The sequence below is a fragment of the Empedobacter tilapiae genome (assembly GCF_004785645.1).
Taxonomy (GTDB): domain Bacteria; phylum Bacteroidota; class Bacteroidia; order Flavobacteriales; family Weeksellaceae; genus Empedobacter; species Empedobacter tilapiae.
Genome location: NZ_SRPE01000005.1, coordinates 29,720 through 54,374, shown reverse-complemented (window position 1 = coordinate 54,374; position 24,655 = coordinate 29,720). Strand labels below are relative to the sequence as shown.

General features: G+C 34.3%; 35 protein-coding genes. All 35 read left to right on the top strand.

Translation table 11 applies throughout. The annotated features are described in order from the left end of the window. Nucleotide 1 precedes the first annotated feature (1 nt). The 35 genes from fusA to E4J94_RS07600 all read left to right on the top strand — a co-directional run bounded on the left by fusA (nucleotide 2) and on the right by E4J94_RS07600 (nucleotide 24,653). Nucleotides 2-2,125: an elongation factor G gene (fusA, locus tag E4J94_RS07770; protein WP_135835271.1), complete on the top strand. Its 2,124-nt coding sequence runs from the start codon at nucleotides 2-4 to the stop codon at nucleotides 2,123-2,125. 10 nt (nucleotides 2,126-2,135) lie between these two features. Next, complete coding sequence (gene rpsJ, locus E4J94_RS07765) at nucleotides 2,136-2,441, top strand: 30S ribosomal protein S10 (protein ID WP_019974208.1); 306 nt, start codon at nucleotides 2,136-2,138, stop codon at nucleotides 2,439-2,441. 247 nt (nucleotides 2,442-2,688) lie between these two features. Beyond that, nucleotides 2,689-3,318: a 50S ribosomal protein L3 gene (gene rplC, locus E4J94_RS07760; protein ID WP_135835270.1), complete on the top strand. Its 630-nt coding sequence runs from the start codon at nucleotides 2,689-2,691 to the stop codon at nucleotides 3,316-3,318. Beyond that, nucleotides 3,309-3,938: a 50S ribosomal protein L4 gene (gene rplD / locus E4J94_RS07755; RefSeq protein ID WP_038335460.1), complete on the top strand. Its 630-nt coding sequence runs from the start codon at nucleotides 3,309-3,311 to the stop codon at nucleotides 3,936-3,938. The genes rplC and rplD overlap by 10 nt, the downstream gene beginning before the upstream one ends. Nucleotides 3,939-3,948: 10 nt before the next feature. Next, the gene (gene rplW / locus E4J94_RS07750) at nucleotides 3,949-4,233 is read left to right on the top strand and encodes a 50S ribosomal protein L23 (protein ID WP_038335466.1); all 285 of its coding nucleotides are present in this window, start codon (nucleotides 3,949-3,951) and stop codon (nucleotides 4,231-4,233) included. A 15-nt stretch (nucleotides 4,234-4,248) separates the two neighbouring features. After that, a complete protein-coding gene (gene rplB, locus E4J94_RS07745) occupies nucleotides 4,249-5,073 on the top strand; it encodes a 50S ribosomal protein L2 (protein ID WP_038335472.1) in 825 nt (274 codons plus the stop codon). 3 nt (nucleotides 5,074-5,076) lie between these two features. Next, nucleotides 5,077-5,355, top strand: coding sequence for a 30S ribosomal protein S19 (gene rpsS, locus E4J94_RS07740; protein ID WP_019974202.1), 279 nt, complete (start codon nucleotides 5,077-5,079; stop codon nucleotides 5,353-5,355). A gap of 9 nt (nucleotides 5,356-5,364) precedes the next feature. Beyond that, nucleotides 5,365-5,781, top strand: a complete 417-nt coding sequence (gene rplV, locus E4J94_RS07735) for a 50S ribosomal protein L22 (RefSeq protein WP_019974201.1) — start codon at nucleotides 5,365-5,367, stop codon at nucleotides 5,779-5,781. A gap of 4 nt (nucleotides 5,782-5,785) precedes the next feature. Beyond that, a complete protein-coding gene (gene rpsC, locus E4J94_RS07730) occupies nucleotides 5,786-6,508 on the top strand; it encodes a 30S ribosomal protein S3 (protein WP_135835269.1) in 723 nt (240 codons plus the stop codon). 36 nt (nucleotides 6,509-6,544) lie between these two features. After that, nucleotides 6,545-6,964, top strand: coding sequence for a 50S ribosomal protein L16 (gene rplP / locus E4J94_RS07725; RefSeq protein WP_038335490.1), 420 nt, complete (start codon nucleotides 6,545-6,547; stop codon nucleotides 6,962-6,964). A gap of 21 nt (nucleotides 6,965-6,985) precedes the next feature. Beyond that, on the top strand, nucleotides 6,986-7,174 hold the full coding sequence (rpmC, locus tag E4J94_RS07720; protein ID WP_038335494.1) for a 50S ribosomal protein L29: 189 nt from the start codon (nucleotides 6,986-6,988) through the stop codon (nucleotides 7,172-7,174). Between the two features lie 16 nt (nucleotides 7,175-7,190). Beyond that, nucleotides 7,191-7,445: a 30S ribosomal protein S17 gene (gene rpsQ / locus E4J94_RS07715; protein ID WP_135835268.1), complete on the top strand. Its 255-nt coding sequence runs from the start codon at nucleotides 7,191-7,193 to the stop codon at nucleotides 7,443-7,445. An 8-nt stretch (nucleotides 7,446-7,453) separates the two neighbouring features. Further along, complete coding sequence (rplN, locus tag E4J94_RS07710) at nucleotides 7,454-7,822, top strand: 50S ribosomal protein L14 (protein WP_019974196.1); 369 nt, start codon at nucleotides 7,454-7,456, stop codon at nucleotides 7,820-7,822. Nucleotides 7,823-7,831: 9 nt separating this feature from the next. After that, nucleotides 7,832-8,146, top strand: a complete 315-nt coding sequence (rplX, locus tag E4J94_RS07705) for a 50S ribosomal protein L24 (RefSeq protein ID WP_135835267.1) — start codon at nucleotides 7,832-7,834, stop codon at nucleotides 8,144-8,146. 1 nt (nucleotide 8,147) lies between these two features. After that, complete coding sequence (rplE, locus tag E4J94_RS07700; RefSeq protein ID WP_135835266.1) at nucleotides 8,148-8,711, top strand: 50S ribosomal protein L5; 564 nt, start codon at nucleotides 8,148-8,150, stop codon at nucleotides 8,709-8,711. Nucleotides 8,712-8,717: 6 nt separating this feature from the next. Then, entirely contained in the window at nucleotides 8,718-8,987 is a 270-nt protein-coding gene (rpsN, locus tag E4J94_RS07695) for a 30S ribosomal protein S14 (protein WP_135835265.1), read from the top strand. A gap of 266 nt (nucleotides 8,988-9,253) precedes the next feature. Beyond that, nucleotides 9,254-9,655 (top strand): 30S ribosomal protein S8, encoded by a 402-nt coding sequence (gene rpsH, locus E4J94_RS07690; RefSeq protein ID WP_135835489.1) that lies wholly within the window; start codon nucleotides 9,254-9,256, stop codon nucleotides 9,653-9,655. Nucleotides 9,656-9,677: 22 nt separating this feature from the next. Beyond that, a complete protein-coding gene (rplF, locus tag E4J94_RS07685) occupies nucleotides 9,678-10,223 on the top strand; it encodes a 50S ribosomal protein L6 (RefSeq protein WP_135835264.1) in 546 nt (181 codons plus the stop codon). Nucleotides 10,224-10,236: 13 nt separating this feature from the next. Next, nucleotides 10,237-10,590 carry a 50S ribosomal protein L18 gene (gene rplR / locus E4J94_RS07680; protein WP_135835263.1) on the top strand — a complete coding sequence of 118 codons (354 nt, stop codon included), beginning with the start codon at nucleotides 10,237-10,239 and terminating at the stop codon, nucleotides 10,588-10,590. A 16-nt stretch (nucleotides 10,591-10,606) separates the two neighbouring features. Continuing rightward, complete coding sequence (gene rpsE / locus E4J94_RS07675) at nucleotides 10,607-11,128, top strand: 30S ribosomal protein S5 (protein ID WP_185145634.1); 522 nt, start codon at nucleotides 10,607-10,609, stop codon at nucleotides 11,126-11,128. A gap of 11 nt (nucleotides 11,129-11,139) precedes the next feature. Next, complete coding sequence (rpmD, locus tag E4J94_RS07670; protein WP_135835261.1) at nucleotides 11,140-11,319, top strand: 50S ribosomal protein L30; 180 nt, start codon at nucleotides 11,140-11,142, stop codon at nucleotides 11,317-11,319. A gap of 28 nt (nucleotides 11,320-11,347) precedes the next feature. Beyond that, complete coding sequence (gene rplO / locus E4J94_RS07665; protein WP_038335541.1) at nucleotides 11,348-11,803, top strand: 50S ribosomal protein L15; 456 nt, start codon at nucleotides 11,348-11,350, stop codon at nucleotides 11,801-11,803. Nucleotides 11,804-11,818: 15 nt separating this feature from the next. Further along, the gene (gene secY, locus E4J94_RS07660; protein WP_135835260.1) at nucleotides 11,819-13,189 is read left to right on the top strand and encodes a preprotein translocase subunit SecY; all 1,371 of its coding nucleotides are present in this window, start codon (nucleotides 11,819-11,821) and stop codon (nucleotides 13,187-13,189) included. Nucleotides 13,190-13,210: 21 nt separating this feature from the next. Beyond that, on the top strand, nucleotides 13,211-13,426 hold the full coding sequence (infA, locus tag E4J94_RS07655) for a translation initiation factor IF-1 (protein WP_019974180.1): 216 nt from the start codon (nucleotides 13,211-13,213) through the stop codon (nucleotides 13,424-13,426). A 75-nt stretch (nucleotides 13,427-13,501) separates the two neighbouring features. Continuing rightward, nucleotides 13,502-13,618 carry a type B 50S ribosomal protein L36 gene (gene ykgO, locus E4J94_RS07650; RefSeq protein WP_013598490.1) on the top strand — a complete coding sequence of 39 codons (117 nt, stop codon included), beginning with the start codon at nucleotides 13,502-13,504 and terminating at the stop codon, nucleotides 13,616-13,618. A gap of 12 nt (nucleotides 13,619-13,630) precedes the next feature. Further along, nucleotides 13,631-14,008, top strand: a complete 378-nt coding sequence (gene rpsM / locus E4J94_RS07645) for a 30S ribosomal protein S13 (RefSeq protein WP_038335547.1) — start codon at nucleotides 13,631-13,633, stop codon at nucleotides 14,006-14,008. Between the two features lie 11 nt (nucleotides 14,009-14,019). Then, nucleotides 14,020-14,409 carry a 30S ribosomal protein S11 gene (gene rpsK / locus E4J94_RS07640; protein ID WP_019974178.1) on the top strand — a complete coding sequence of 130 codons (390 nt, stop codon included), beginning with the start codon at nucleotides 14,020-14,022 and terminating at the stop codon, nucleotides 14,407-14,409. Nucleotides 14,410-14,456: 47 nt separating this feature from the next. After that, nucleotides 14,457-15,059 carry a 30S ribosomal protein S4 gene (gene rpsD / locus E4J94_RS07635; RefSeq protein ID WP_114999018.1) on the top strand — a complete coding sequence of 201 codons (603 nt, stop codon included), beginning with the start codon at nucleotides 14,457-14,459 and terminating at the stop codon, nucleotides 15,057-15,059. Between the two features lie 22 nt (nucleotides 15,060-15,081). Beyond that, nucleotides 15,082-16,074, top strand: coding sequence for a DNA-directed RNA polymerase subunit alpha (locus tag E4J94_RS07630; protein WP_135835259.1), 993 nt, complete (start codon nucleotides 15,082-15,084; stop codon nucleotides 16,072-16,074). Nucleotides 16,075-16,086: 12 nt separating this feature from the next. Further along, nucleotides 16,087-16,560 carry a 50S ribosomal protein L17 gene (rplQ, locus tag E4J94_RS07625; RefSeq protein ID WP_135835258.1) on the top strand — a complete coding sequence of 158 codons (474 nt, stop codon included), beginning with the start codon at nucleotides 16,087-16,089 and terminating at the stop codon, nucleotides 16,558-16,560. Between the two features lie 228 nt (nucleotides 16,561-16,788). Then, nucleotides 16,789-17,859 carry a DUF6263 family protein gene (locus E4J94_RS07620; RefSeq protein WP_246034278.1) on the top strand — a complete coding sequence of 357 codons (1,071 nt, stop codon included), beginning with the start codon at nucleotides 16,789-16,791 and terminating at the stop codon, nucleotides 17,857-17,859. Between the two features lies 1 nt (nucleotide 17,860). Then, a complete protein-coding gene (locus E4J94_RS07615) occupies nucleotides 17,861-18,118 on the top strand; it encodes a hypothetical protein (RefSeq protein WP_135835257.1) in 258 nt (85 codons plus the stop codon). Next, nucleotides 18,108-20,753 carry a YfhO family protein gene (locus E4J94_RS07610; RefSeq protein WP_246034277.1) on the top strand — a complete coding sequence of 882 codons (2,646 nt, stop codon included), beginning with the start codon at nucleotides 18,108-18,110 and terminating at the stop codon, nucleotides 20,751-20,753. The genes E4J94_RS07615 and E4J94_RS07610 overlap by 11 nt, the downstream gene beginning before the upstream one ends. Before the next feature lie 7 nt (nucleotides 20,754-20,760). Beyond that, entirely contained in the window at nucleotides 20,761-22,053 is a 1,293-nt protein-coding gene (locus tag E4J94_RS07605) for a glycosyltransferase (RefSeq protein ID WP_135835256.1), read from the top strand. 335 nt (nucleotides 22,054-22,388) lie between these two features. Then, entirely contained in the window at nucleotides 22,389-24,653 is a 2,265-nt protein-coding gene (locus tag E4J94_RS07600; RefSeq protein WP_135835255.1) for an NADP-dependent malic enzyme, read from the top strand. The last annotated feature ends 2 nt before the right edge of the window (nucleotides 24,654-24,655 follow it).

Below are 24,655 nucleotides of genomic sequence, written 5' to 3'. Positions count from 1 at the left end.
GATGGCAAGAGATTTAAAATACACAAGAAACATTGGTATTGCTGCTCACATCGATGCAGGAAAAACTACAACGACAGAGCGTATCTTATTCTATTCAGGTAAGAATCACAAAATTGGGGAAACTCACGAAGGATCAGCTACAACTGACTGGATGGAGCAAGAGGCTGAAAGAGGTATTACAATTACTTCTGCAGCTGTAACAGTAGATTGGACATTCCCAACAGAACAAGGTAAACCATTACCAGACGCTAAAGGATACCACTTTAATATTATCGACACTCCTGGTCACGTTGACTTTACAGTAGAGGTAAACCGTTCTTTACGTGTTTTAGATGGTTTAGTTTTCTTATTCTCAGCAGTAGATGGAGTTGAGCCTCAGTCTGAAACAAACTGGCGTTTAGCAGATAACTATAAAGTTCCTCGTTTAGGTTTCGTTAATAAAATGGACCGTCAAGGAGCTGACTTCTTAAATGTATGTCGTCAAGTACGTGAAATGTTAGGATCAAACGCTGTTCCTATCGTATTGCCAATCGGTGACGAAGCTGACTTTAAAGGAGTTGTAGATTTAATTAAAAACCGTGCAATTGTATGGCATGATGAGAATCATGGTTCTACATTTGATGTTGTTGAAATCCCAGCTGATATGGTTGACGATGTAAGACAATTTCGTGGTCAATTAATTGAAGAAATTGCTGCGTACGATGAGAACTTATTAGAGAAGTATATGGAGGATGAAAACTCTATTACTGAAGAAGAAGTTCACACTGCATTACGTGCTGCAACATTAGATATGTCTATCATCCCAATGACTTGTGGATCTTCGTTTAAAAACAAAGGTGTACAATTCATGTTAGATGCTGTATGTCGTTACTTACCATCACCAAGTGATAAAGAAGCGATTCCAGGAACTGACCCAAAAACTGACGAGCCTATTACAAGAAAGCCTTCAGTTGATGAGCCATTCTCAGCATTAGCATTTAAAATTGCTACTGACCCATTCGTAGGTCGTTTAGCCTTCTTCCGTGCTTATTCAGGTGGATTAGACGCTGGATCTTACGTATTAAATACTCGTTCTGGTAACAAAGAACGTATTTCTCGTATCTTCCAAATGCACGCTAACAAACAAGAGCCTATCGAGAGAATCGAAGCGGGTGATATTGGAGCTGCAGTAGGTTTCAAAGATATCAAAACAGGAGATACTTTATGTGATGAAAAAGCACCTATTGTATTAGAGTCTATGGATTTTCCAGATCCAGTAATTGGTATCGCAGTTGAGCCTAAAACGAAAGCTGACGTTGATAAATTAGGTATGGCTTTAGCTAAATTAGCTGAAGAGGATCCTACATTCCAAGTAAAAACTGATGAGGCTTCTGGTCAAACAGTTATTTCTGGTATGGGTGAGTTACACTTAGATATCATCGTTGACCGTTTAAAACGTGAATTTAAAGTAGAGGTTAACCAAGGTGAGCCTCAAGTAGAGTACAAAGAATCATTCTCAAGACCAGCTAATCACCGTGAGGTTTACAAAAAACAATCAGGTGGTCGTGGTAAATTTGCTGATATCGTTTTCGAAATGGGGCCAGCAGATGAAGGTAAAACAGGTTTAGAATTCGTTTCTGAAATTAAAGGTGGTAACGTTCCTAAGGAATTTATCCCTTCTATTGAGAAAGGTTTCAAAGCTGCAATGAAGAATGGACCTTTAGCAGGATTCGAAATGGATTCGTTAAAAGTTACTTTAAAAGATGGATCTTTCCACCCTGTGGATTCTGACCAATTATCTTTCGAGTTAGCTGCTCAAATGGGGTACAAAGCTGCTGCAAAAGCTGCTGGTGCTCAAATCTTAGAGCCTATCATGAAGTTAGAGGTTTTAACTCCAGAAGAAAACATGGGTGACATTGTAGGTGACTTAAACCGTCGTCGTGGTCAAGTATCAGGAATGGACGATAGAAATAACGCTAAAGTTATTAAAGCTATGGTTCCATTAGCAGAAATGTTCGGATATGTAACTTCATTACGTACATTATCTTCTGGTCGTGCTACATCTACAATGGAATTCGATCACTACGCTCCAGCACCAACAAACGTGTCTGAAGCTGTAATCGCTAAAGCAAAAGGTAACGCTTAATTCAAGAAAAATGAGTCAAAAAATTAGAATAAAATTAAAATCTTACGATTATTCTTTAGTTGATAAATCAGCTGAAAAAATCGTAAAAACTGTAAAAGCTACAGGAGCTGTTGTTAATGGGCCAATTCCATTACCAACTCACAAAAGAATCTTTACAGTTTTAAGATCTCCACACGTTAACAAAAAATCTCGTGAGCAATTTCAATTATCAGCTCACAAAAGATTATTAGACATTTATTCTTCTTCATCTAAAACAGTTGATGCTTTAATGAAGTTAGAATTACCTAGTGGTGTTGAAGTAGAAATTAAAGTATAGTTATCTGTATTTTAAATAAATATAAACCCTGAGACGTGCACATCTCAGGGTTTTTTTATGAATTACTTTAATGATGCTTTCGTTGATATTTTTCTCTGTTTGTAAACTTTTGAAAAATAATCAATTGAAAGTTTGTTGTTTATAAATTAATTCATACATTTGCATGCTAATTTTAGAGAAGATCTCTAGTGGTCGAAAGTCCACATTCTCTGAAATAATAAACAAATTATTAACATATTTTAATCAAATGTCAGGTATCATTGGTAAAAAAATCGCGATGACTAGCTTATTTGATGAGAACGGGAAAAATATTCCTGTGACAATCGTAGAGGCTGGGCCATGTGTGGTTACTCAAGTCAGAACCGTAGAGAAAGATGGGTACGTTGCTGCTCAACTTGGTTTCGATGACGCAAAAGAAAAAAACACGACTAATGCTTTAAAAGGTCACTTTAAAAAAGCAGGAACTACTCCAAAGAGAAAGTTAGTTGAGTTTTACGGTGAAGAATTCGTAAACTCTTTAACTCTAGGAGGAGAAGTTAACGTTGAGTTATTCAACGAAGGAGAATTTGTAAGTGTTACAGGTACTTCAAAAGGAAAAGGTTTCCAAGGTGTTGTTAAACGTCATGGTTTCGGTGGGGTAGGTCAAGCTACACACGGTCAACATAACCGTTTAAGAGCTCCAGGTTCTATCGGTGCTGGTTCAGATCCATCTCGTGTATTCAAAGGAATGCGTATGGCTGGAAGAATGGGTGGTAAACAAGTTACTGTTCAGAACTTAAAAGTACTTAAAGTGGATGCTGAGAAAAACCTTTTAATTGTTAAAGGTGCTATCCCAGGTCCTAAAAATTCATACGTAATCGTTAGAAGATGGAAGTAGTAGTATTAAACATCAAAGGTCAAGAAACTGGAAGAACAGTATCTTTAGACGAGGCAGTTTTCGGAATTGAGCCTTCTACACACACAGTGTACTTAGAAGTTAAACAATATTTAGCAGCTCAACGCCAAGGAACGCACAAAGCAAAAGAAAGAGCTGAGATTGCGGGATCAACTCGTAAAATCAAAAAGCAAAAAGGAACAGGTACAGCTCGTGCTGGTTCTATTAAATCTCCTGTGTTTAGAGGAGGAGGTAGAGTTTTCGGACCACGTCCAAGAAACTACTCTTTCAAATTAAACAAAGCGCAAAAGAGATTAGCTAAAAAATCAGTTTTATCACAAAAGTTAGCTGAGAATGAAATCAAAGTTGTTGAAAACTTTTCTTTCGAAGCACCAAGAACTAAAGAGTTCAAAACTGTTTTAACTGATTTAGGATTAGAGAACACAAAATCATTATTCGTATTAGGCGAATCTAATAGCAATGTATATTTATCTTCTCGTAACTTACAAAAAGTTAAAGTTGTTACAACTGAGGAATTAAATGTATTTGATTTAATCAATGCTTCTCAAATCGTATTTTTAGAAGGTTCTTTAGCAACAGTTCAAGAAAATTTAACAAAATAAGACGAAGAAAATGGGAATCATAATTAAACCAGTAATTTCAGAAAAAGCAACTAATAACAGTGAGTTGTTAGGGCAATATTCGTTTTATGTAGACACAAAAGCTAACAAAATTCAAATTAAAGAAGCTGTAGAAAAAACTTACGGTGTATCTGTAGTTTCTGTTAGTACTTTAGTATCTGCTCCAAAAGTAAAAACTCGTTACACAAAAACAGGTTTTCAAACTGGAAAAACAAATAAGTTGAAAAAAGCGATCGTTAGCTTAGCTGAAGGTCAAGAAATAGAGTTGTTCGGATAATTTAAGAATTAAAAAATGTCAGTAAGAAAATTAAAACCTATCACCCCGGGACAACGTTTTAGAGTGGTTAATGAATTTGCGGCAGTAGATAAAAATGCTAAGCCAGAAAAGACATTAGTTGAAGGAAAATCTAAATCGGGTGGACGTAACAACACTGGTAAAATGACAATGCGTTATATCGGTGGTGGACACAAACAAAAATATCGTATCATCGACTTCAAACGTGATAAAGAAGGTGCTGCAACTGTAGAATCTGTACAATACGATCCAAACAGAACTGCATTCATCGCTTTATTATCTTACGAAGATGGTGAAAAACGTTACATTATTGCTCAAAATGGTTTGAAAGCTGGACAAGTAATTGTTTCAGGAGAAAACGTAGAACCAGAAGTAGGTAATGCTATGAAGCTTAAAAACATGCCATTAGGTACAGTAATCTCTTGTATTGAGTTACGTCCAGGGCAAGGAGCAGTTATGGCAAGAAGTGCAGGTACTTATGCTCAATTAGTTGCGCGTGATGGTAAATATGCTATCGTTAAGTTACCAAGTGGTGAATCAAGAATGATTTTAGTGGAGTGTAAAGCAACAGTAGGTGTTGTTTCTAACACAGACCATCAGTTAGAAGTTTCTGGTAAAGCTGGTCGTTCTAGATGGCAAGGTCGTCGTCCAAGAACTCGTCCAATGGTTATGAACCCTGTAGATCACCCAATGGGTGGTGGTGAAGGTCGTGCGACAGGAGGTATTCCTCGTTCTCGTAACGGTATTCCAGCGAAAGGTTACAAAACTCGTGACAAGAAGAAAGCGTCTAACAAATATATTGTTGAAAGAAGAAAAAAATAATTTATGGCACGTTCATTAAAAAAAGGACCATTCATCCACTATAAATTAGAAAAGAAAGTTCTTGCTAACGTAGAAAGCGGTAGCAAAAACGTGATCAAAACATGGTCAAGAGCATCAATGATTTCTCCTGATTTTGTTGGTCAAACAATCGCAGTACACAATGGAAAGCAATTTATTCCTGTTTATGTTACTGAGAATATGGTAGGTCATAAATTAGGTGAGTTCGCTCCTACACGTACTTTTAGAGGTCATGCCGGAGCTAAAAACAAAGGAAAAAAATAGTAAAGGGCCATGGGATCTAGAAAAAGATTAAGTAACGAAAGAATCAAAGAAGCTAACAAGCAGGTAGCTTTTGCGAAATTAAATAATGTTCCTACTTCTCCTCGTAAGATGAGACTAGTAGTAGATATTATCCGTGGAGTTGAAATTCAAAAAGCTTTAGGTATTTTAAAATATACTAAAAACCACGCTTCAATCCGTTTAGAAAAATTGTTATTAAGCGCTATCGCTAACTGGCAAATCAAAAACGAAGGAGCTGATGTTGAAGAAGCTGGATTATATGTAAAAGAAATCTCTGTTGATAGTGCACGTCAATTAAAAAGAATTCGTACTGCACCTCAAGGTAGAGCACATAGAATCAGAAAACGTTCAAACCATGTAACTTTGGTTTTAGGAACTAAAGAAGATAAACAAAAAGTACAAGATTAAGAATATGGGACAAAAAACTAATCCAATCGGAAATCGTTTAGGAATCATCAGAGGATGGGATTCTAACTGGTACGGTGGAAATGATTACGGTGATAAAATTGCAGAAGATGCAAAAATTCGTACTTATTTAAGAGCACGTTTGTCTAAAGCCGGAGTTTCTCGTATTTACATCGATCGTACTTTAAAATTGGTTACAGTTACTGTAACTACTGCTCGTCCAGGTATCATTATTGGTAAAGGTGGACAAGAAGTTGACAAATTAAAAGAAGAGTTAAAGAAAATCACTGGTAAAGAGGTTCAAATTAACATCTTCGAAATTAAGAGACCAGAATTAGATGCAATCTTAGTAGGTGATAGTATCGCTCGTCAAATTGAGAATCGTATTTCTTACCGTCGTGCTATTAAAATGGCAATTCAATCAGCAATGAGAATGAACGCAGAAGGAATCAAGGTTCAAATCTCTGGTCGTTTAAACGGTGCAGAGATGGCACGTTCTGAAACTTATAAAGAAGGACGTATTCCTTTGTCTACATTCCGTGCAGACATTGATTACCACATTTCAGAAGCTCATACAACTTACGGTCGTTTAGGGATCAAAGTATGGATCATGAAAGGTGAGGTATATGGTAAGAGAGAATTATCTCCATTAGTTGGATTACAGAAAAAACAAAAAAAATCTGAAAACAACAGAAAAGGAGGTGAAAGATCTAATAATAGAAAGCGATAATTTAGTTTAACAACTAACATAAAGAATTAAGTAGATATGTTATCACCGAGAAGAGTAAAGTTTAGAAAAACCCAAAAAGGTAAGATGAAAGGTGTTTCTCACAGAGGAACTCAATTAGCTTACGGGACTTTCGGGATCAAATCTTTAGACGAAGCGTTTATTACAGCACGTCAAATCGAGGCAGCTCGTATTGCTGCGACTCGTTTCATGAAGAGAGAGGGTCAATTATGGATTAAAATATTTCCAGATAAACCAATAACTAAGAAACCAGCAGAGGTACGTATGGGTAAAGGTAAAGGTGCTCCAGAATACTGGGTAGCTCCTGTACAACCAGGTCGTATTTTATTCGAAGTAGGAGGTGTGCCAGTAGAGGTTGCAACTGAAGCATTGCGTTTAGCAGCTCAGAAGTTACCTGTTAAGACTAAGTTTATCGTTGCACGTGATTTCCAAAATTAATAATTTCAAAATTAAGAAAAAATGAAAGCAGCAGATATTAGAAATCTAAGTGTAGAGGAGTTACAAGCTAAAATAGCTGAAGAACAAGCAAACTACGATCAATTAAAATTGACGAACGCTGTTTCTCCTGTAGCAAATCCAATCGGTATTAGAGACTTACGCAGAACAATTGCTCGTTTGAATACCGTGTTAAACGAAAAACAATCATAACAGTAATCTGTAACTGATGGAAAGAAAATTAAGAAAAGAAAGAATTGGTTTAGTTACTTCAAACAAAATGGAAAAAACCATTGTAGTAGCTGAAACTAAGAAGCAAAAGCACCCATTTTATGGGAAATTCGTTTTAAAAACGAAGAAATATACAGCGCACGACGAAAATAACGAGTGTAACGAAGGTGACACAGTGCGTATCATGGAAACTCGTCCTTTGTCTAAAAGCAAAAGATGGAGATTAGTAGAAATCATTGAAAGAGCTAAATAATATAAGTTATGTTACAACAAGAATCTAGATTAAAAGTTGCAGATAACACAGGAGCTCGTGAAGCATTAGTAATCCGCGTTTTAGGTGGTACTAAAAGAAGATACGCATCTGTAGGTGATAAAATCGTAGTAGCGATCAAAGAAGCTACACCTTCAGGAAACGTTAAAAAAGGTGCTGTATCAAAAGCTGTTGTAGTTAGAACTAAAAAAGAAGTTCGCAGAAAAGACGGTTCATATATCCGTTTCGACGATAATGCATGTGTATTATTGAATACTCAAGGAGAAATGCGTGGAACTCGTGTATTCGGTCCAGTTGCTCGTGAGTTACGTGATAAAGAATATATGAAAATTGTATCATTAGCCCCAGAGGTATTATAATATAACAACATGGCAAAGTTAAAAATTAAAAAAGGAGACAAAGTAGTCGTTTTATCAGGATCTAACAAAGGTCAAACTGGTACTGTGTTACGCGTATTCCCTGACAAAGCTAAAGCTATCGTTGAAGGGGTTAATATTGCAAAAAAACGTGTAAAGCCAAGCGCACAAAATCCACAAGGTGGAGTTGTTGAAAAAGAAGCTCAAATCTATATTTGCAAATTGGCTTTAGTAGATCCAGAAACTGGGAAAGCAACGAAAGTAGCGATCAAAGAAGAAGGAGGGAAAAAAGTAAGAATTGCTAAAAAATCAGGAAAAGCTATCTAAGATGAGTACAACAACATACACACCTCGTCCGCAGGTTAAATATAAAGAAGAGATTGTAGCTGCTCTTAAAGAAGAGTTTGGATACAAATCTATTATGCAAGTTCCTAAATTAGAGAAAATTGTTTTATCTCAAGGTTTAGGTGCTGCTACAGCTGATAAAAAAATCGTTGATTACGCTATCGAAGAGTTAGAATTAATCACTGGTCAAAAAGCAGTTGGAACTATTTCTAAGAAAGATGAAGCAGCTTTCAAATTACGTAAAGGAATGCCAATTGGTGCCAAAGTAACTTTACGTGGTGAGAAAATGTACGAATTCTTAGATCGTTTAGTATCTGCCGCTTTACCACGTGTACGTGATTTTAACGGAATTTCTTCTACAGGTTTCGACGGTAGAGGTAACTATAACTTAGGTATCAAAGAACAAATTATCTTCCCAGAAATTAATATTGATAAAATCAAGAAAATTCAAGGTTTAGATATTACCTTTGTAACTTCAGCGAACACAGATAAAGAAGCAAAAGCTTTATTATCTAAATTCGGATTACCATTTACTAAAGAAAAATAAGAAGTCATGGCTAAAGAATCAATGAAAGCGCGTGAGCGCAAAAGACAAGCATTAGTTGCTAAGTATGCTGCGAAACGTCAAGCTTTATTAGAAGCTGGTGACTACGAAGCATTACAAAAATTACCTAAAAACGCTTCTCCTGTACGTTTACACAACCGTTGTAAATTAACAGGTCGTCCAAAAGGATACATGAGAACTTTCGGGATCTCTCGTGTTACTTTCCGTGAGATGGCAAACGAAGGGTTAATTCCAGGTGTTAAAAAAGCGTCTTGGTAATCACCAATTGCTTTAGAAATATTAAATCCTTACTCTTTATTGAGTAAGGATTTTTTTTGATAAATATTTTTAATATCAATATTTAATTAGAATAACCGAATTGACCAGCTTTTCACCTACGGCTTAGCACTTTAAAAATAAATTATTTAGATTAATAGTTTGTAATTAAAAAATATGCAATATATTTGCAACCCAAATGCATAGTGCATTTTGGTAAAAGTTTAATTTTAAAAGTAGTGCTTACGCGCTATACTATAGAATTATTTATGTATACAGATCCAATTTCAGATTTTCTAACTCGTGTTAGAAATGCAATGATGGCAGGACACAAAGTAGTGGAAATCCCTGCATCTAAAATTAAAAAAGAGATCACTAAGATCTTATTTGAACAAGGTTACATCTTGAACTACAAATTTGAAGGTCAAGACAAACCTCAAGGAACAATCAAAATCGCTTTAAAGTACGATAAAGTTACTAAAGAGCCAGCTATTCGTAAAATCAAAAGAGCTTCAACTCCTGGTTTACGTCAATACGCAGGATCTAAAGAATTACCTCGTGTATTAAACGGTTTAGGTGTTGCTATTATTTCGACTTCAAAAGGAGTTATGACAGATAAACAAGCTCGTCAAGAGAATGTTGGTGGTGAAGTTTTATGTTTTGTTTATTAATCTTTTAAAAATTTAAGAAATTATGTCAAGAATAGGACACGCAATAATCAATATTCCTGCAGCTGCAACAGTTGATTTTAAAAATAACGTAGTTACTGTAACAGGTAACAACATTACAATGACAAGAGAGTTAAAAGCTGGATTTGATTTAACTATCGAAGACGGAGTTTTAACTGTAGTTCGTCCAAACGATTCTAAAGAAAATAAAGCTTTACATGGTTTATACCGTTCATTAATCAATAATATGGTTATCGGTGTTACTGAAGGTTTTAAAAAACAATTAGAATTAGTTGGTGTAGGTTATAGAGCATCTAACCAAGGACAAAAATTAGATTTGTCATTAGGTTTCTCTCACAACATTATTATCGAATTACCTACAGAAGTTAAAGTTGAGACTTTAACAGAAAAAGGTAAAAGCCCAATTATTACTTTATCGTCTCACGATAATCAATTATTAGGTATGGTAGTTGCTAAAATCCGTTCTTACCGTAAGCCAGAGCCTTACAAAGGAAAAGGAATTAAGTACGTAGGAGAAATTATTAGAAGAAAAGCAGGTAAATCTGCATAAAAATCATTGAAAAATGGCATTATCTAAAGTAGAAAAAAGACAAAAAATAAAAAGACGCGTGCGTCGAAATATTTTTGGAACAGAAACTAAACCTCGTTTGTCAGTTTACCGTTCTAACAAAGAAATTTACGCTCAAATTATTGACGATAACAGTGGAGTTACTTTAGCTTCTGCATCATCTCGTGAAAAAGGTGTTTCTGTAGAAGGTACTAAAACTGAAGTGTCTGCATCTGTTGGGAAAGCATTAGCTGCAAAAGCTGTTGCTAAAGGAATTGAAACTGTAGTTTTTGATCGTAACGGTTTCGTATATCATGGTAGAATCAAAGCTTTAGCTGATGGTGCTAGAGAAGGTGGATTAAAATTCTAAAAAAGAGAAAGAAATTATGTTAGGATTTAAAAACGTAGAAAGAGTAAAACCAACAGGTTTAGATTTAAAAGATCGTTTAGTTGGAGTACAACGTGTTACTAAAGTAACAAAAGGAGGTAGAGCATTTGGTTTCTCTGCAATCGTAGTAGTAGGTGATGGAAATGGAGTAGTTGGATTTGGATTAGGTAAATCTAAAGACGTTGCTTCTGCAATCGCTAAAGCTATCGAAGATGCTAAGAAAAACTTAGTACGTATCCCATTATTTAACAATACAATTCCTCACGAACAAGAAGCTCGTTTTGGTGGTGCGCAAGTATTCATCCGTCCAGCAGCAAAAGGTACAGGGGTAATTGCAGGAGGTACAGTTCGTGCAGTATTAGAGTCTGTTGGTGTACATGATGTATTATCAAAATCAAAAGGATCTTCTAACCCTCACAATGCAGTAAAAGCTACGTTCGCTGCTTTATTAAGCTTACGTTCAGCTGAAACTATTGCACGTCAAAGAGGTATTTCTGTAACTAAAGTGTTCAACGGTTAAAAAAAAGTAAAATGAGCAAAGTAAGAGTAAAACAAACACGTAGTGCAATCAACCGTGATAAATCTCAAAAAGCTACATTAGTTGCTTTAGGTTTAAGAAAGTTGAATCAAGTTGTTGAGCATGAATCTACTCCTCAAATCGAAGGAATGATCCGTAAAATCTCACACTTAGTAGTAGTAGAAAGAGCTTAATCGCTTTAACCTTTAAAAAATTATTAAAATGAATTTAAGTAATTTAAAACCAGCAGCTGGTTCAGTACAAAATAAATTCCGTAAAGGTAGAGGTGAAGGTAGTGGAAACGGTTTGACAGCAGGTCGTGGACACAAAGGTGCTAAATCTCGTTCTGGTTATTCAAGAAAAATCGGATTCGAAGGTGGACAAATGCCTTTACAAAGACGTTTACCTAAATTTGGTTTCAAAAATATCAACAGAGTTGAGTACACTGGAATCAATTTAGATACAATTCAACAATTAGTTGATAATAATAAAATTACAGATACTTTAAACAAAGAAACATTAGTTCAGTTAGGATTAGCTCACAAAAATGACTTAGTGAAAATTTTAGGTCGTGGAGAGTTAAAAGCTACTGTTAATGTTACTGCTGATAAATTCACTCAAACAGCTCAAGAAGCTATTGAGAAAGCAGGAGGTAAAGTAGAATTAGTTAACGCTTAAGAATATATTTTATAGATGAAAGGGTTTATACAGACCATACAAAATATCTGGAGCATAAAAGAATTGAAGGATAAGTTACTTGTAACTATCCTTCTATTGTTGGTTTATAGATTCGGTTCTCATATTCCACTTCCAGGTGTCGATATTAACGAGGTTAATCGTTTTGTTGCAGACCAAGAAAATGCAAATTCAGGAATTTTAGGATTATTAAACTCTTTTACCGGAGGTTCTTTTAAGAGAGCTTCCGTATTTGCGTTAGGAATTATGCCTTATATCTCTGCTTCAATTGTTGTACAATTGATGGGATTAGCAGTACCTTACATCCAAAAACTACAAAAAGAAGGAGAAAGCGGACGTAATAAAGTAAATCAAATTACGAGATGGTTAACAATCGGGATCTGTTTGGTGCAAGCACCTGCTTATCTTACATTGGTGACTTCTCAGATTTTGCCTTATGATCCAGCTTCATCATATGCTATCTATGTTATTCCTCCAACCAATTTTTGGTTCTGGTTTCCTTCAACAATCATTTTGATTACAGGGACAATCTTTGCCATGTGGATGGGTGAAAAAATTACTGACAAAGGTATTGGTAACGGTATTTCAATCTTAATTATGGTTGGTATCTTAGCCGACTTACCAAAAGCAATTTTTAATGCATTTGAAGTAGATCCTTCAAATGGTATTTTCTTCTTGATAGAAATGTTAGGGTTAATCCTAGTTATTGCAATGTGTATTATGATTGTAGCAGCTGTACGTAAAGTACCTGTGCAATATGTAAGAAGAGCGCAAACTTCAAGTAGCTCATATATGAGATCTGTTACAGATTCTGTACGATCGTATATTCCACTTAAAGTTAATGCGGCAGGTGTAATGCCTATTATCTTTGCTCAAGCAATTATGTTTTTACCAGGAACATTAGCAAATTATTTCTTAGACGAAGGAAGTCCAATAAAAGCATTCTTTGCGAAAATGGCAGATCCATTTACGTGGGAATACAATTTAATCTTCGGGTTACTAATTATTATCTTCACATATTTCTATACTGCGATCACAATTCCAGTAAACCAAATGGCGGAAGATCTTAAACGTAATGGAGGAATCATCCCTGGAATCCGTCCTGGAAAAGAAACTGCAAATTTTTTAGACGAAATTTTATCAAAAATTACGTTACCTGGAGCAATTTTACTAACTTTGCTTGCTGTTTTGCCAGCGATTGTGAAATTATTAGGTGTAGAACAGAGCTTAGCAATGTTCTTTGGAGGTACATCAATGTTAATTATGGTGGGAGTTATCTTAGATACTGTACAACAAATTAATACATATTTATTAAATCACCGTTACGATGGTTTAATGTCTTCAGGTAGAACTTCAAGAGATATCTAATAAGATTTTATTAAAAGATTTATGGCTAAACAAAAACATATTGAACAAGACGGTACGATTACAGAAGCATTATCCAATGCAATGTTCCGTGTCGAATTAGAAAATGGACATGTTGTAACATGTAACATATCTGGTAAAATGCGTATGCACTATATCAAATTATTACCAGGTGATAGAGTTAAAATAGAGATGTCTCCTTACGATTTAACGAAAGGTAGAATATCTTACAGATACTAAAAGAAATAATAACGACTGGTGATAGAGTTAATGTAGATACGTTAACTCTATCGGATTATAAATAAATTTACAAAGATGAAAATTAGAGCATCCATTAAAAAGAGAAGTGCTGACTGTAAAATTGTGCGTCGTAAAGGACGTTTGTATGTGATCAACAAAAAGAATCCTAAGTTTAAACAAAGACAAGGTTAATTATTTAGAATTATGGCAAGAATTTCAGGTGTAGATTTACCTAAAAACAAAAGAGGGGTAATCGGACTTACATACATTTACGGGATCGGAAGAAGCAGTGCTTCTAAAATCTTAGCTGAAAATAACATTTCAGAAGATACAAAAGTTAGCGAATGGACTGATGAAGAAATCAACGCAATCCGTGCATCGATCAATGAAACTTTCAAAGTAGAAGGTGAATTAAGATCAGAAATCCAATTAAACATCAAACGTTTAATGGATATCGGATGTCAAAGAGGTATTCGTCACAGATTAGGTTTACCATTACGTGGTCAAAGAACAAAAAATAACTCACGTACAAGAAAAGGTAAAAAGAAAACAGTTGCTAACAAGAAAAAAGCCACTAAATAATAAATAGGATCATGGCAAAAAATCAGAAAGTAGTAAAGAAAAGAAAAGTAGTTATTGAAGCTACTGGACAAGCTCATATTCAAGCATCGTTTAACAACGTTATCGTTACTTTAACTAACAAAAACGGTGAAGTTATCTCTTGGTCTTCAGCAGGTAAAATGGGATTCCGTGGATCTAAAAAGAACACTCCTTACGCTGCTCAAGTAGCTGCACAAGATGCAACAACAGTTGCATATGAAGCAGGATTAAGAAGAGTAAAAGTATTCGTGAAAGGACCAGGTCAAGGTCGTGAATCTGCTATTAGAACAATTCATAACGGTGGTATCGAGGTTTCTGAAATCGTTGATGTTACTCCATTGCCACACAATGGATGTCGTCCACCTAAAAAGAGAAGAGTATAATCATTTTTCTCAATTTAATTATTTAATATATTTAATAGTAACAAATCATGGCAAGATATACAGGACCAAAAACTAAAATTGCAAGAAAATTTGGACAACCAATTTTCGGTGACGATAAATCTTTTGAGAAAAAGAAATATCCTCCAGGGCAACACGGACCTAACAAAAGAAGAGCTAAAAAATCAGAATACGCTATTCAGTTAACTGAAAAACAAAAAGCAAAATATACTTACGGTATTTTAGAGCGTCAATTTGCTAACTTATACAAAAAAGCAAATGCTTCTAAAGGAATTACAGGTGAAGTATTATTACAATTATGTGAATCTCGTTTAGATAACGTAGTTTACCGTTTAGGTATCGCAAACTCACGTAGTGCTGCACGTCAATTAGTATCTCACAAACACGTAACTGTAAACGGAGAAATCGTGAACATCCCTTCTTACCAATTAAAAGCTGGTGATGTAATCGCTGTTAGAGAAAAATCTAAATCTTTAACTGCAATCACAAACTCTTTACACGCACGTAGCGAGTACGATTGGTTAATTTGGAATGACGAACAAAAATCAGGAACTTTCACAAAAGCTCCAGAAAGAGTTCAAATTCCAGAAGATATTAAAGAGCAATTAATCGTCGAGTTATATTCTAAATAAACCTTAAAATCAGACTAATAAAATGACTATTTTAAATTTCATCAAACCTGACAAAGTAATCTTAGTAGAGTCTGACTCTAAATTCGGACAATTTGAGTTCCGTCCATTAGAGCCAGGATACGGGATTACAGTTGGAAATGCTCTACGTAGAGTTTTACTTTCTTCTTTAGAAGGATATGCAATCACTTCAATTAAAATTGAAGGTGTTGAGCACGAATTTTCAACTATTCCAGGAGTAGTGGAAGATGTTACAGAGATCATTTTAAATCTGAAAAAGGTTCGTTTTAAGAAACAAATTGATGAATCAGATGCTGAAACTGTAACTGCTACTATCTCAGGGCAAGATCAATTAACAGCAGGTGATTTAGGGAAATTTATTTCTGGATTCCAAGTTTTAAACCCTGAATTAGTTATCGCTAACTTAGATTCTAAAGTAAACGTTACAATCACATTTACTATTGATAAAGGTAGAGGATACGTACCAGCTGATGAGAATAAAAAGGCTTCTGCGCCAATCGGTACTATAGCAATTGATTCTATTTACACTCCAATTAAGAATGTAAAATATGCAATTGAAAACTATCGTGTAGAACAAAAAACTGACTACGAAAAATTAGTTTTTGAAATTACAACAGATGGTTCTATAACACCTCAAGATGCTTTAACTGAAGCAGCTAAAATCTTAATTCACCACTTTATGTTATTCTCAGATGAGAGAATTACATTAGAAGCGGAAGAAGTTGCATCTGGTGAAACTTATGATGAAGAAGCATTACATATGCGCCAATTATTGAAAACAAAATTGGTAGATATGGATTTATCAGTAAGAGCATTAAATTGTTTAAAAGCAGCTGAAGTTGAAACATTAGGCGAATTAGTTTCTTTCGCTAAGTCTGACTTAATGAAATTCAGAAACTTTGGTAAGAAATCTCTTACAGAGTTAGAAGAATTGGTGGACAGCAAAGGTCTTAACTTTGGAATGGACATCGTAAAATATAAGTTAGACGTAGAATAATTTTATTAAAAAATGAGACACGGAAAAAAATTTAACCATTTAGGTAGAACTGCCTCTCATAGAAGAGCTTTATTATCTAATTTAGCTATAGCGTTGATTACTCACAAGAGAATTAACACAACAGTAGCAAAGGCTAAAGCATTACAAACATATGTTGAGCCTTTATTGACAAAGTCTAAAACAGACGATACTAACAACCGTCGCGTTGTATTTTCATACTTACAAGATAAAGAAGCTGTAACTGAATTATTCAGAACTATAGCTCCTAAAATTGCAAATCGTCCAGGAGGATACACTCGTATCATCAAAACAGGTTTCCGTTTAGGAGATGGTGCTGATACTGCAATGATCGAGTTAGTAGATTTCAATGATATCTACACTAACACGAAAGTAGAGAAAAAAGCAACTACACGTCGTAGTAAAAAAAGTACTAAAACAGAAGAAGCTGCACCAGCTGCTGAAACTGAAAGTACAGAAGAAGCATAATCTATTTGATTATATAGTGAGAAGCCTCCCAATTTGGGAGGCTTTTTTGTGTTTTTAATTATGACAATTTGTAATACTTTATTATTTTCTAGATTGATAATATAATCTTTTCTTATCTCTAATTTTCTAGATATGATTGTTTTAAAATCTTAATGTTAAAAAATCAACTAAAATCCTTATTTTTGGATTGATTTTGGCAATAAACCAATTATCAAACATAAAATTGATATGAAAAAATTACTATTCATGATGGCTGTCGCAATGGCAGTTGTTTCATGTAAAAAAGATGATAAAGTCGTAGGAAAAGATAAAGACGGAAAAGAATTAATAGTGAACGAAAAAGGCGATACAGTTGCCAAAACGGAAACAACAGATTCTTTGAAAGTCGTTGAAACACCTACTGAGCCAGAGGTTGTAGCAATAACAAAAGGTGCGGATGACAAATATGCATACAAATACAATTTGGAGATAGGGAAAACTTATCCAATGACGTTGGGAATTAAAACAACTCACACGGCTTCGGATGGGAAGCAATCTCAAAAAATGTCGAGCGAAAGTAAAAAACAAATTGATTATACGGTAAAAGATTTCAAAGATGGTGTGTATACATTAGAAGTGAAATCTAAACAATACAGCGAGAAAATGACAGATCCTTCGGGAAAATCAATTTCATATGATACAAATGCTGCGAAACCAGCGAACAAAGATATTGCGGTTTCTTGGTCGATTTACAAAGCGATGACAGGGAAAACGTATACAATGAAAGTTGATCAGAAAGGAAAAGTTGTAAGCGTTGATGGATTAGAAGGAATCAAAACTTCAATTCTTAATTCTGTGAAGAAACAAGTTTCTGCAGAAGAGTTCAAATTCTTTACACAGATTATCGATAATTCATTAAACAAACAAGCAATTTCTTCTCAATTTGAAGAAACAATGAATATTTTCCCTAACAAAACTTTAGCTCTTAAAGAATCTTGGAGCGATAGTCAAAAAATTGATCAAGGTCCAATGAAAGGGAATATTTCAATGAAGAGAACTTTAGCAAGTGTTGAACCTGCAAATACGACAATTACTGTAAATGGAACGCAAAGTTTGAAAGGTAATGAGTCGCAACAAGGCGTTACAATGTCTGCGAATAGTAGTGCGAATGTAGATGGAAAAATTTTGTTGGACACTAAATCTGGTTGGATCAACAAAGTTAATTTAACGAAAAAGGAAACATTAAAACGTACAGTGGAAGCGCAAGGTCAAAAACAAACGATGACTGAGTCGGTTACAACTGTCACAACAGTTAACTAAAATGAAAACAATCATTTGGATTATAGTTTTAAGTATTATTTTCTTAACTATTTTTAGATTTTTAAGAAAAGTCTTTGCAGTGAAAAAAGTTTTTCAAGAAGCAATTAATCAGCAGAGAAATGCTTATAATCAGAGCCAAAGCTCTAATGAATCGTACAACGAATCAAAACCAAACACATCTTTCGAGAAACCGAAATATAATATAGACGCCGAAACGGTGGATTACGAAATAATCGAAGAAAAAAAGGATGAAAAATAAAAAGAATTTACTCTACGTTCTTATCTCATTGCTACTTTTTGCGGTGATTGCATTGGTGTATTGTGCACCAGTTTTATCGGGAAAATCTGTTATTCAGCCCGATATTATCAACTACAAAGGTAGTGCGCAAGAAATGTTGACGTATCAAGATAAAACAGGCGAAAATGTCTATTGGTCTGATGCGATGTTTGGTGGAATGCCAACATATCAAACTGGAGCAAAATATGATTTTGATATCATCAAAACCATTGATGGCGCATTCAGATTTTTACCGCGTCCAGCAGATTACATTTTCTTGTTGTTTACAGGATTTTTTATACTTGGCTTAACGGTTTTCAAAAAGTGGCAATATGCTTTAGTTGGTGCAATTTTCTTTGCTTTTGGTTCGTATTATTTCGAGTTGATTGCAGCTGGGCATAATGGAAAGCTCCATACAATTGGATATTTTGCACCTTTGATTGCAGGAATTCTTTTATTATATCGTAAAAAATACATTGCTGGTTTTGTACTCACAACGTTGTTTATGGGATTGCAATTACAAGCCAATCACATCCAAATGACGTTCTATCTATTTTTGGCGATGTTGGTTTTTGCAATCGTTCAATTCATTGATAGTTTAAAGAAAAAAGAGTTGCCAGATTTCTTCAAATCATCCGCATTAGTAGTTGTCGCTGTAATTATTGCAGCAGGATTGAATGCAAATCGATTATTATCAACTTACGAATACAGTAAAGAAACAACACGTGGGAAATCTGAAATGACGTTGTTGAAAAAGAATTCGAATGGATTAGATCACGATTATATCACACAATGGAGTTATGGAAAATTAGAAACATTAAATCTTTTTATTCCAAATTTGATGGGTGGTGGTTCACAAACGAATCCAGAAGATTTAAAAAACTATACATCCGAATTACAAAACACTCAATATAGTCTTGGTGAAGACGAGTTTAATCAGCAAGTTTTTCAAGCCGTGACAAGTCAGCCGAGAAGTGCATATTGGGGAGATCAGCCAGGAACTTCGGGGCCAGCTTATCAGGGAGCTGTAGTTGTTTTCTTGTTTATTATCGGAATGTTTATGGTGCGTGGAAAATATGCGACCTATAAAAAATGGTTAGTTGGAGCAACGATTTTAAGTTTCATTTTGGCTTGGGGTAAAAATTTACCATTCGTTACCAACTTATTCATCGACTATTTCCCGATGTATGATAAGTTTCGCGCTGTTTCATCAATCTTGGTGATTGCTGAATTTACAATGCCTTTCTTAGCAATTTTGACTTTATATTATTTCTTTAATTCTGATGAATCAGATGAATTCAAAAAGAAAGTTCTTTATATAGCTGGTGGTTCTACAGTCGGAATTTTAATTATATTCTTCTTATTTGGTGGAATGATTTTTCCATTTACATCAGAGAATGAAAAATTAATGACTGAACAATTAATCGGACAGATTCAGCAAGCAAATCCAAATGCAATCGGACTTTGGGATGGATTAATTAAACGATTAGACGAAGCATTAATTCTAGATAGAATTGAAATGTTTAAATCGGATACGTTACGTACATTGATTTTTGTTTTGTTTACAATGGCTTTGTTGTTGGCATATTTATTCAAGTTTATCAAGAAACCAATTATTGTTATTTTAGCGATTGGTGCATTAGCTTTTATTGATGGATTTACGGTGAATAAAAGATATTTGAATGAAGATAATTTTGTCTCTAAATATATTGTTGATAATCCTTTCCCAACGGAAATGTCGCCGCGTTTACAAACCGAAGCTCAGAATAATAATAATGTAGCGCAAATTGCTTACAAAGTTCCGTTGAACAATTTATTGTCAAACATATCTAAACAAGATAAATCACATTTCCGTGTATACAACACAGTTTTGAGCACATTTAATGAAGCTGGAACTTCATATTTTGTTCCTTCAATTGGTGGTTATCATGCGGCGAAATTAGGAAAATATCAAGATGTTGTGGATATCTATTTTTCTCAAGATCCACAATTAAAAAAATACGGAATCAATGATGAAACAGGTTTGATTAATGTATTGAATATGATGAATACGAAATACATTATTCATGGAAGTCCAACTGAGCCGCAAGTGCAGCAAAATCCTACAGCTTTGGGAAGTGCTTGGTTAGCGTCGAATATTAAATGGACAGAAAATGCAAATGATGAAATCTTAGCGATAAATTCTACTCCAATTGATCATACGGTTATTTTACGTAAAGATTTGGTTGAGAATAAAAACTTAAATGTTTCGGCGGATGCTAATTCTAAAATTGAATTGGTTGATTATTCGCCAATGAAAATGACGTACAAATCTTCTTCTAACACAGATCAAATTGCTGTTTTCTCTGAAGTTTATTATCCACACGGATGGACTGCAACGGTTGATGGAAAAGAAGTTTCGATCGAAAAAGCGAATTATGTTTTGCGTGCAGTTCCTGTACAAAAAGGTAATCACACAATCGTGATGGAATTTAAACCACAAGTTATTTCTACTGGAAATATGATTGTGATTGTTTCGAATATTTTACTTTTAATCGTTGTGGCTGGAGGTATTTATTTGGGATATAAAAAATGTTCTACAAAAGAGAATTTAAACTTAGCCGCTGAAAAGGCTTAATTTTAGAATGAAAAAAATATTAATCATCACCTATTACTGGCCTCCTGCGGGAGGTCCTGGTGTTCAAAGATGGTTGAAATTCACAAAATATCTTCCTGAATTTGGATATGAAACCTACGTTTATATTCCAGAAAACCCTTCTTATCCAATTCTCGATGAAACTTTAGCGAAGGACATTAATTCAAAAGTTAAAATCGTTAAGAATAAAATTTGGGAACCTTATCAGTTGGCAGAAAAACTGAATCCAAAAAATAAAGCTTACAAAGGAGGACATTTCGAGAAGAAAGAAAATCAATCTTTCATGTCGAAATTGTCGGTTTTTGTGCGTGGAAATTTCTTTATTCCAGATGCGCGCAAGTTTTGGGTAAATCCTTCTGCAGAATATTTGAAAGACTTTTTACAGAAAGAAAATATTGATACGATTGTAACTTCTGGTCCGCCTCATAGTTTACATTTAATTGGGTTGAAGTTGAAGAAACAAATACCTAATCTCAAATGGTTGGCAGATTTTCGTGATCCTTGGACGCAAATTAGTTATCACAAAGAATTGAAATTAACTTCTTGGGCAGCTAAAAAACACAAAGATCTGGAGCGTGAAGTGATGCAAAAAGCAGATGTTGTTTTAGCAACAAGTTATGCTGATGGAGAGAACTTCAAGAAGATTGGTGCGAAACATGTAGAAGTAATTACAAATGGTTTTGAAGAAGTAAAACAACAAACAGATAAAGATCAAAATCACTTTCATTTGACGTATTCTGGAGGTTTGGAAATGCTTCGAAATCCAATTGCTTTATGGAAAGCTTTAGCTGAAATTAGCAACGAAAATCAATCGTTTCGAGAAGATTTTAAACTTAATTTTTATGGTTCTTTGGCAGATGATGTCAAACAAACAATTCTTGAACAAGGGTTACAAAATAACCTAATTGTTCACGGCTACGTTTCGCACCAAGAATCGTTAAATGCAATTAATTCTGCAAATATTCTGTTGTTAACAAATTTTGATAATGTTGCTTCGAAAGGAATTATTCCAGGGAAATTATTCGAATATATGGCAACTGGAAATCCAATTTTAGCAGTTGGTCCAGCAGATGCTGATGTCGAAAAAATACTTCAAAAAACTAAAGCAGGTGATTATTTTTATCATCAACAAGTGAATGAAATCAAAACGTACATTCTTTCGATTTACAATCAATGGTTGAAAAATCCAAACCAAAAATTTGAAAGCAATGAAGCGGAAGTTCAACAATTCAATCGTAAAAATTTAACGAAGAAATTGGTTGAAGTGGTGGGGAAGTTATAAATATATAAACTCTACTTTTTACATAAAGTAAGCTTTGATATATTTTGATTAAGTTGTTAATGTAATATTTTACTATAAGTTTTTATAATATAGTTGCGTTAAAAAAAACAATCAGATTTAGGATTATCTTATTTTTTCATATTTGAAATCTTAAAATAGTTTTATTTTCTATAATCATAATTCCTCCAAAAATATCAATCTCATAATATAAAATCACTAAATAATGTTAGTTGATAAATAAACTTTACAAAAAAAACGAAATCCAACATTCATCATAAGTGGTTTGATTTTTTTTTACCTAAATTTATTCTTGGAAAAAATAAAACCATAGAAAAATGAATGACAATCGTAAGAAAGATGCATTGAATTACCATTCGATGGGTCAACCAGGAAAGATTGCTGTAATACCAACAAAACCTACAAATACGCAACGTGATTTATCACTTGCTTATTCGCCTGGAGTTGCGGAGCCTTGTTTAGAAATCGAGAAAGATCCAGAAAATGCTTATAAATATACTGCCAAAGGAAATTTAGTTGCAGTTATTAGTAATGGAACAGCTGTTTTAGGGTTGGGAGATATTGGTGCGGTAGCTTCAAAACCTGTTATGGAAGGTAAAGGTCTTTTATTTAAAATATTTGCGGACATTGATGTTTTTGATATAGAATTGGATACAAAAAATGTTGATGAATTTATCAATACAGTAAAAGCTTTAGAACCAACTTTTGGAGGAATCAATTTAGAGGATATCAAAGCGCCTGAATGTTTTGAAATTGAAAAACGTTTGAAAGCTGAAATGAATATTCCTGTTATGCACGACGATCAACATGGAACGGCTATTATTTCTGGTGCTGCATTGATTAATGCTTGTGAATTACAAGGAAAAGACATCTCTAAAGTAAAAATTGTAGTGAACGGAGCTGGTGCAGCTGCGATTTCTTGTACAGGAATGTATATTTCTGTTGGTGCAACGAAAGAGAATATTGTGATGTTGGATAGTAAAGGTGTTATTCGTTCTGATAGAGATAATCTTGATTCTTCTAAAGCTGAATGGGCAACAGATCGCGATATTTCGACATTGGCAGATGCTGTAAAAGATGCTGATGTTTTTATCGGTTTATCTGCTGCTGATGTTTTGTCGGATGATATGTTGAAAACAATGGCAGAAAATCCAATTGTGTTGGCAATGGCGAATCCTAATCCTGAGATTGCTTATGATTTAGCAGTTTCTACTCGTCAAGATATTATTATGGGAACTGGTCGTTCTGATTATCCAAATCAGGTGAATAATGTTCTTGGTTTTCCTTATATTTTTAGAGGAGCTTTAGATGTTCGTTCAACAACGATTAATGAAGAAATGAAGATTGCTGCAGTTCGTGCGATTGCAGAACTAGCAAAGCAGCCTGTTCCAGAAGTTGTTACACAAGCATATAATAATCATTCAATCAAATTCGGGAAAGATTATATCATTCCAAAACCTAATGATCCACGTTTATTGCCTGAAGTATCGGCAGCAGTTGCAAAAGCAGCAATCGAAACAGGAGTTGCAAAAAATGTGATTACTGATTTCGAAGAATATAAATTATCCTTAATTAAGCGAATCGGAAAAGAAAGTACGATTATGCGTAATTTGACGCAAACAGCTAAATCAAATCCAAAACGTGTTGTCTTTGCAGAGGGAGATCGTTTCGAAATTCTTCGTGCTGCGCAAATTGTCAAGGAAGAAAAAATCGCTATTCCAATTATTTTAGGAAAGAAAAATAAAATCCAACAAATGATTAAAGACTATATGTTGGATTTGGAAGATGTAGAAATTGTTGATATAATTGCTGAAGAAGATTCGGACAGATACAATCAATTCGTAGATTTTATTTATACTAAACGCCAAAGAAAAGGAATATCAAAATCTGATGCAAAGAAATTATTGAGAGATCGTAATTATTTTGGATCATGTATGGTTGAGTTTGGTTATGCAGATGCAATGATTTCGGGAATGACGAAAAATTATTCGCAAGCGATTCGTCCCGCTTTAGAATTAATTGGAGCGGAGCAAGGACAAAAAGTTGCGAGTATGTATATGATGTTGACAGAAAAAGGACCAGTTTTCTTAGGTGATACAACAGTTAATTTAGACCCAACTTCAGAAGATTTGGTTAACATTACATTGCAATTTAACGAAACGATTAAGAAGTTTAAAATTGAACCAAAGATTGCATTGTTGTCTTATTCAAACTTTGGGTCTAACAAAGGAGAAACAGTTTCTAAAGTTCAGAATGCGGTAAATTATTTGCATAAAAATCATCCAGAAATTATTGTAGATGGTGACATTCAGGCAAATTTTGCAGTAAATAAAGAGAAGTTACAAAGCAACTTTCCATTTTCTAAATTAGCAGGAACGCATGCCAATACATTAGTTTTTCCAAATCTTGAATCAGCAAATATTTCGTACAAATTATTACAAGAATTAGGAAATATAGAAGCGGTTGGACCAATTCTGATTGGAATGAAGAAACCAATTCATTTGTTACAATTAGATAGTACTGTTCGCGAAATTGTAAATATGGTAACAATAGCTGTTATTGATGCACAACAACATCAGTAAGT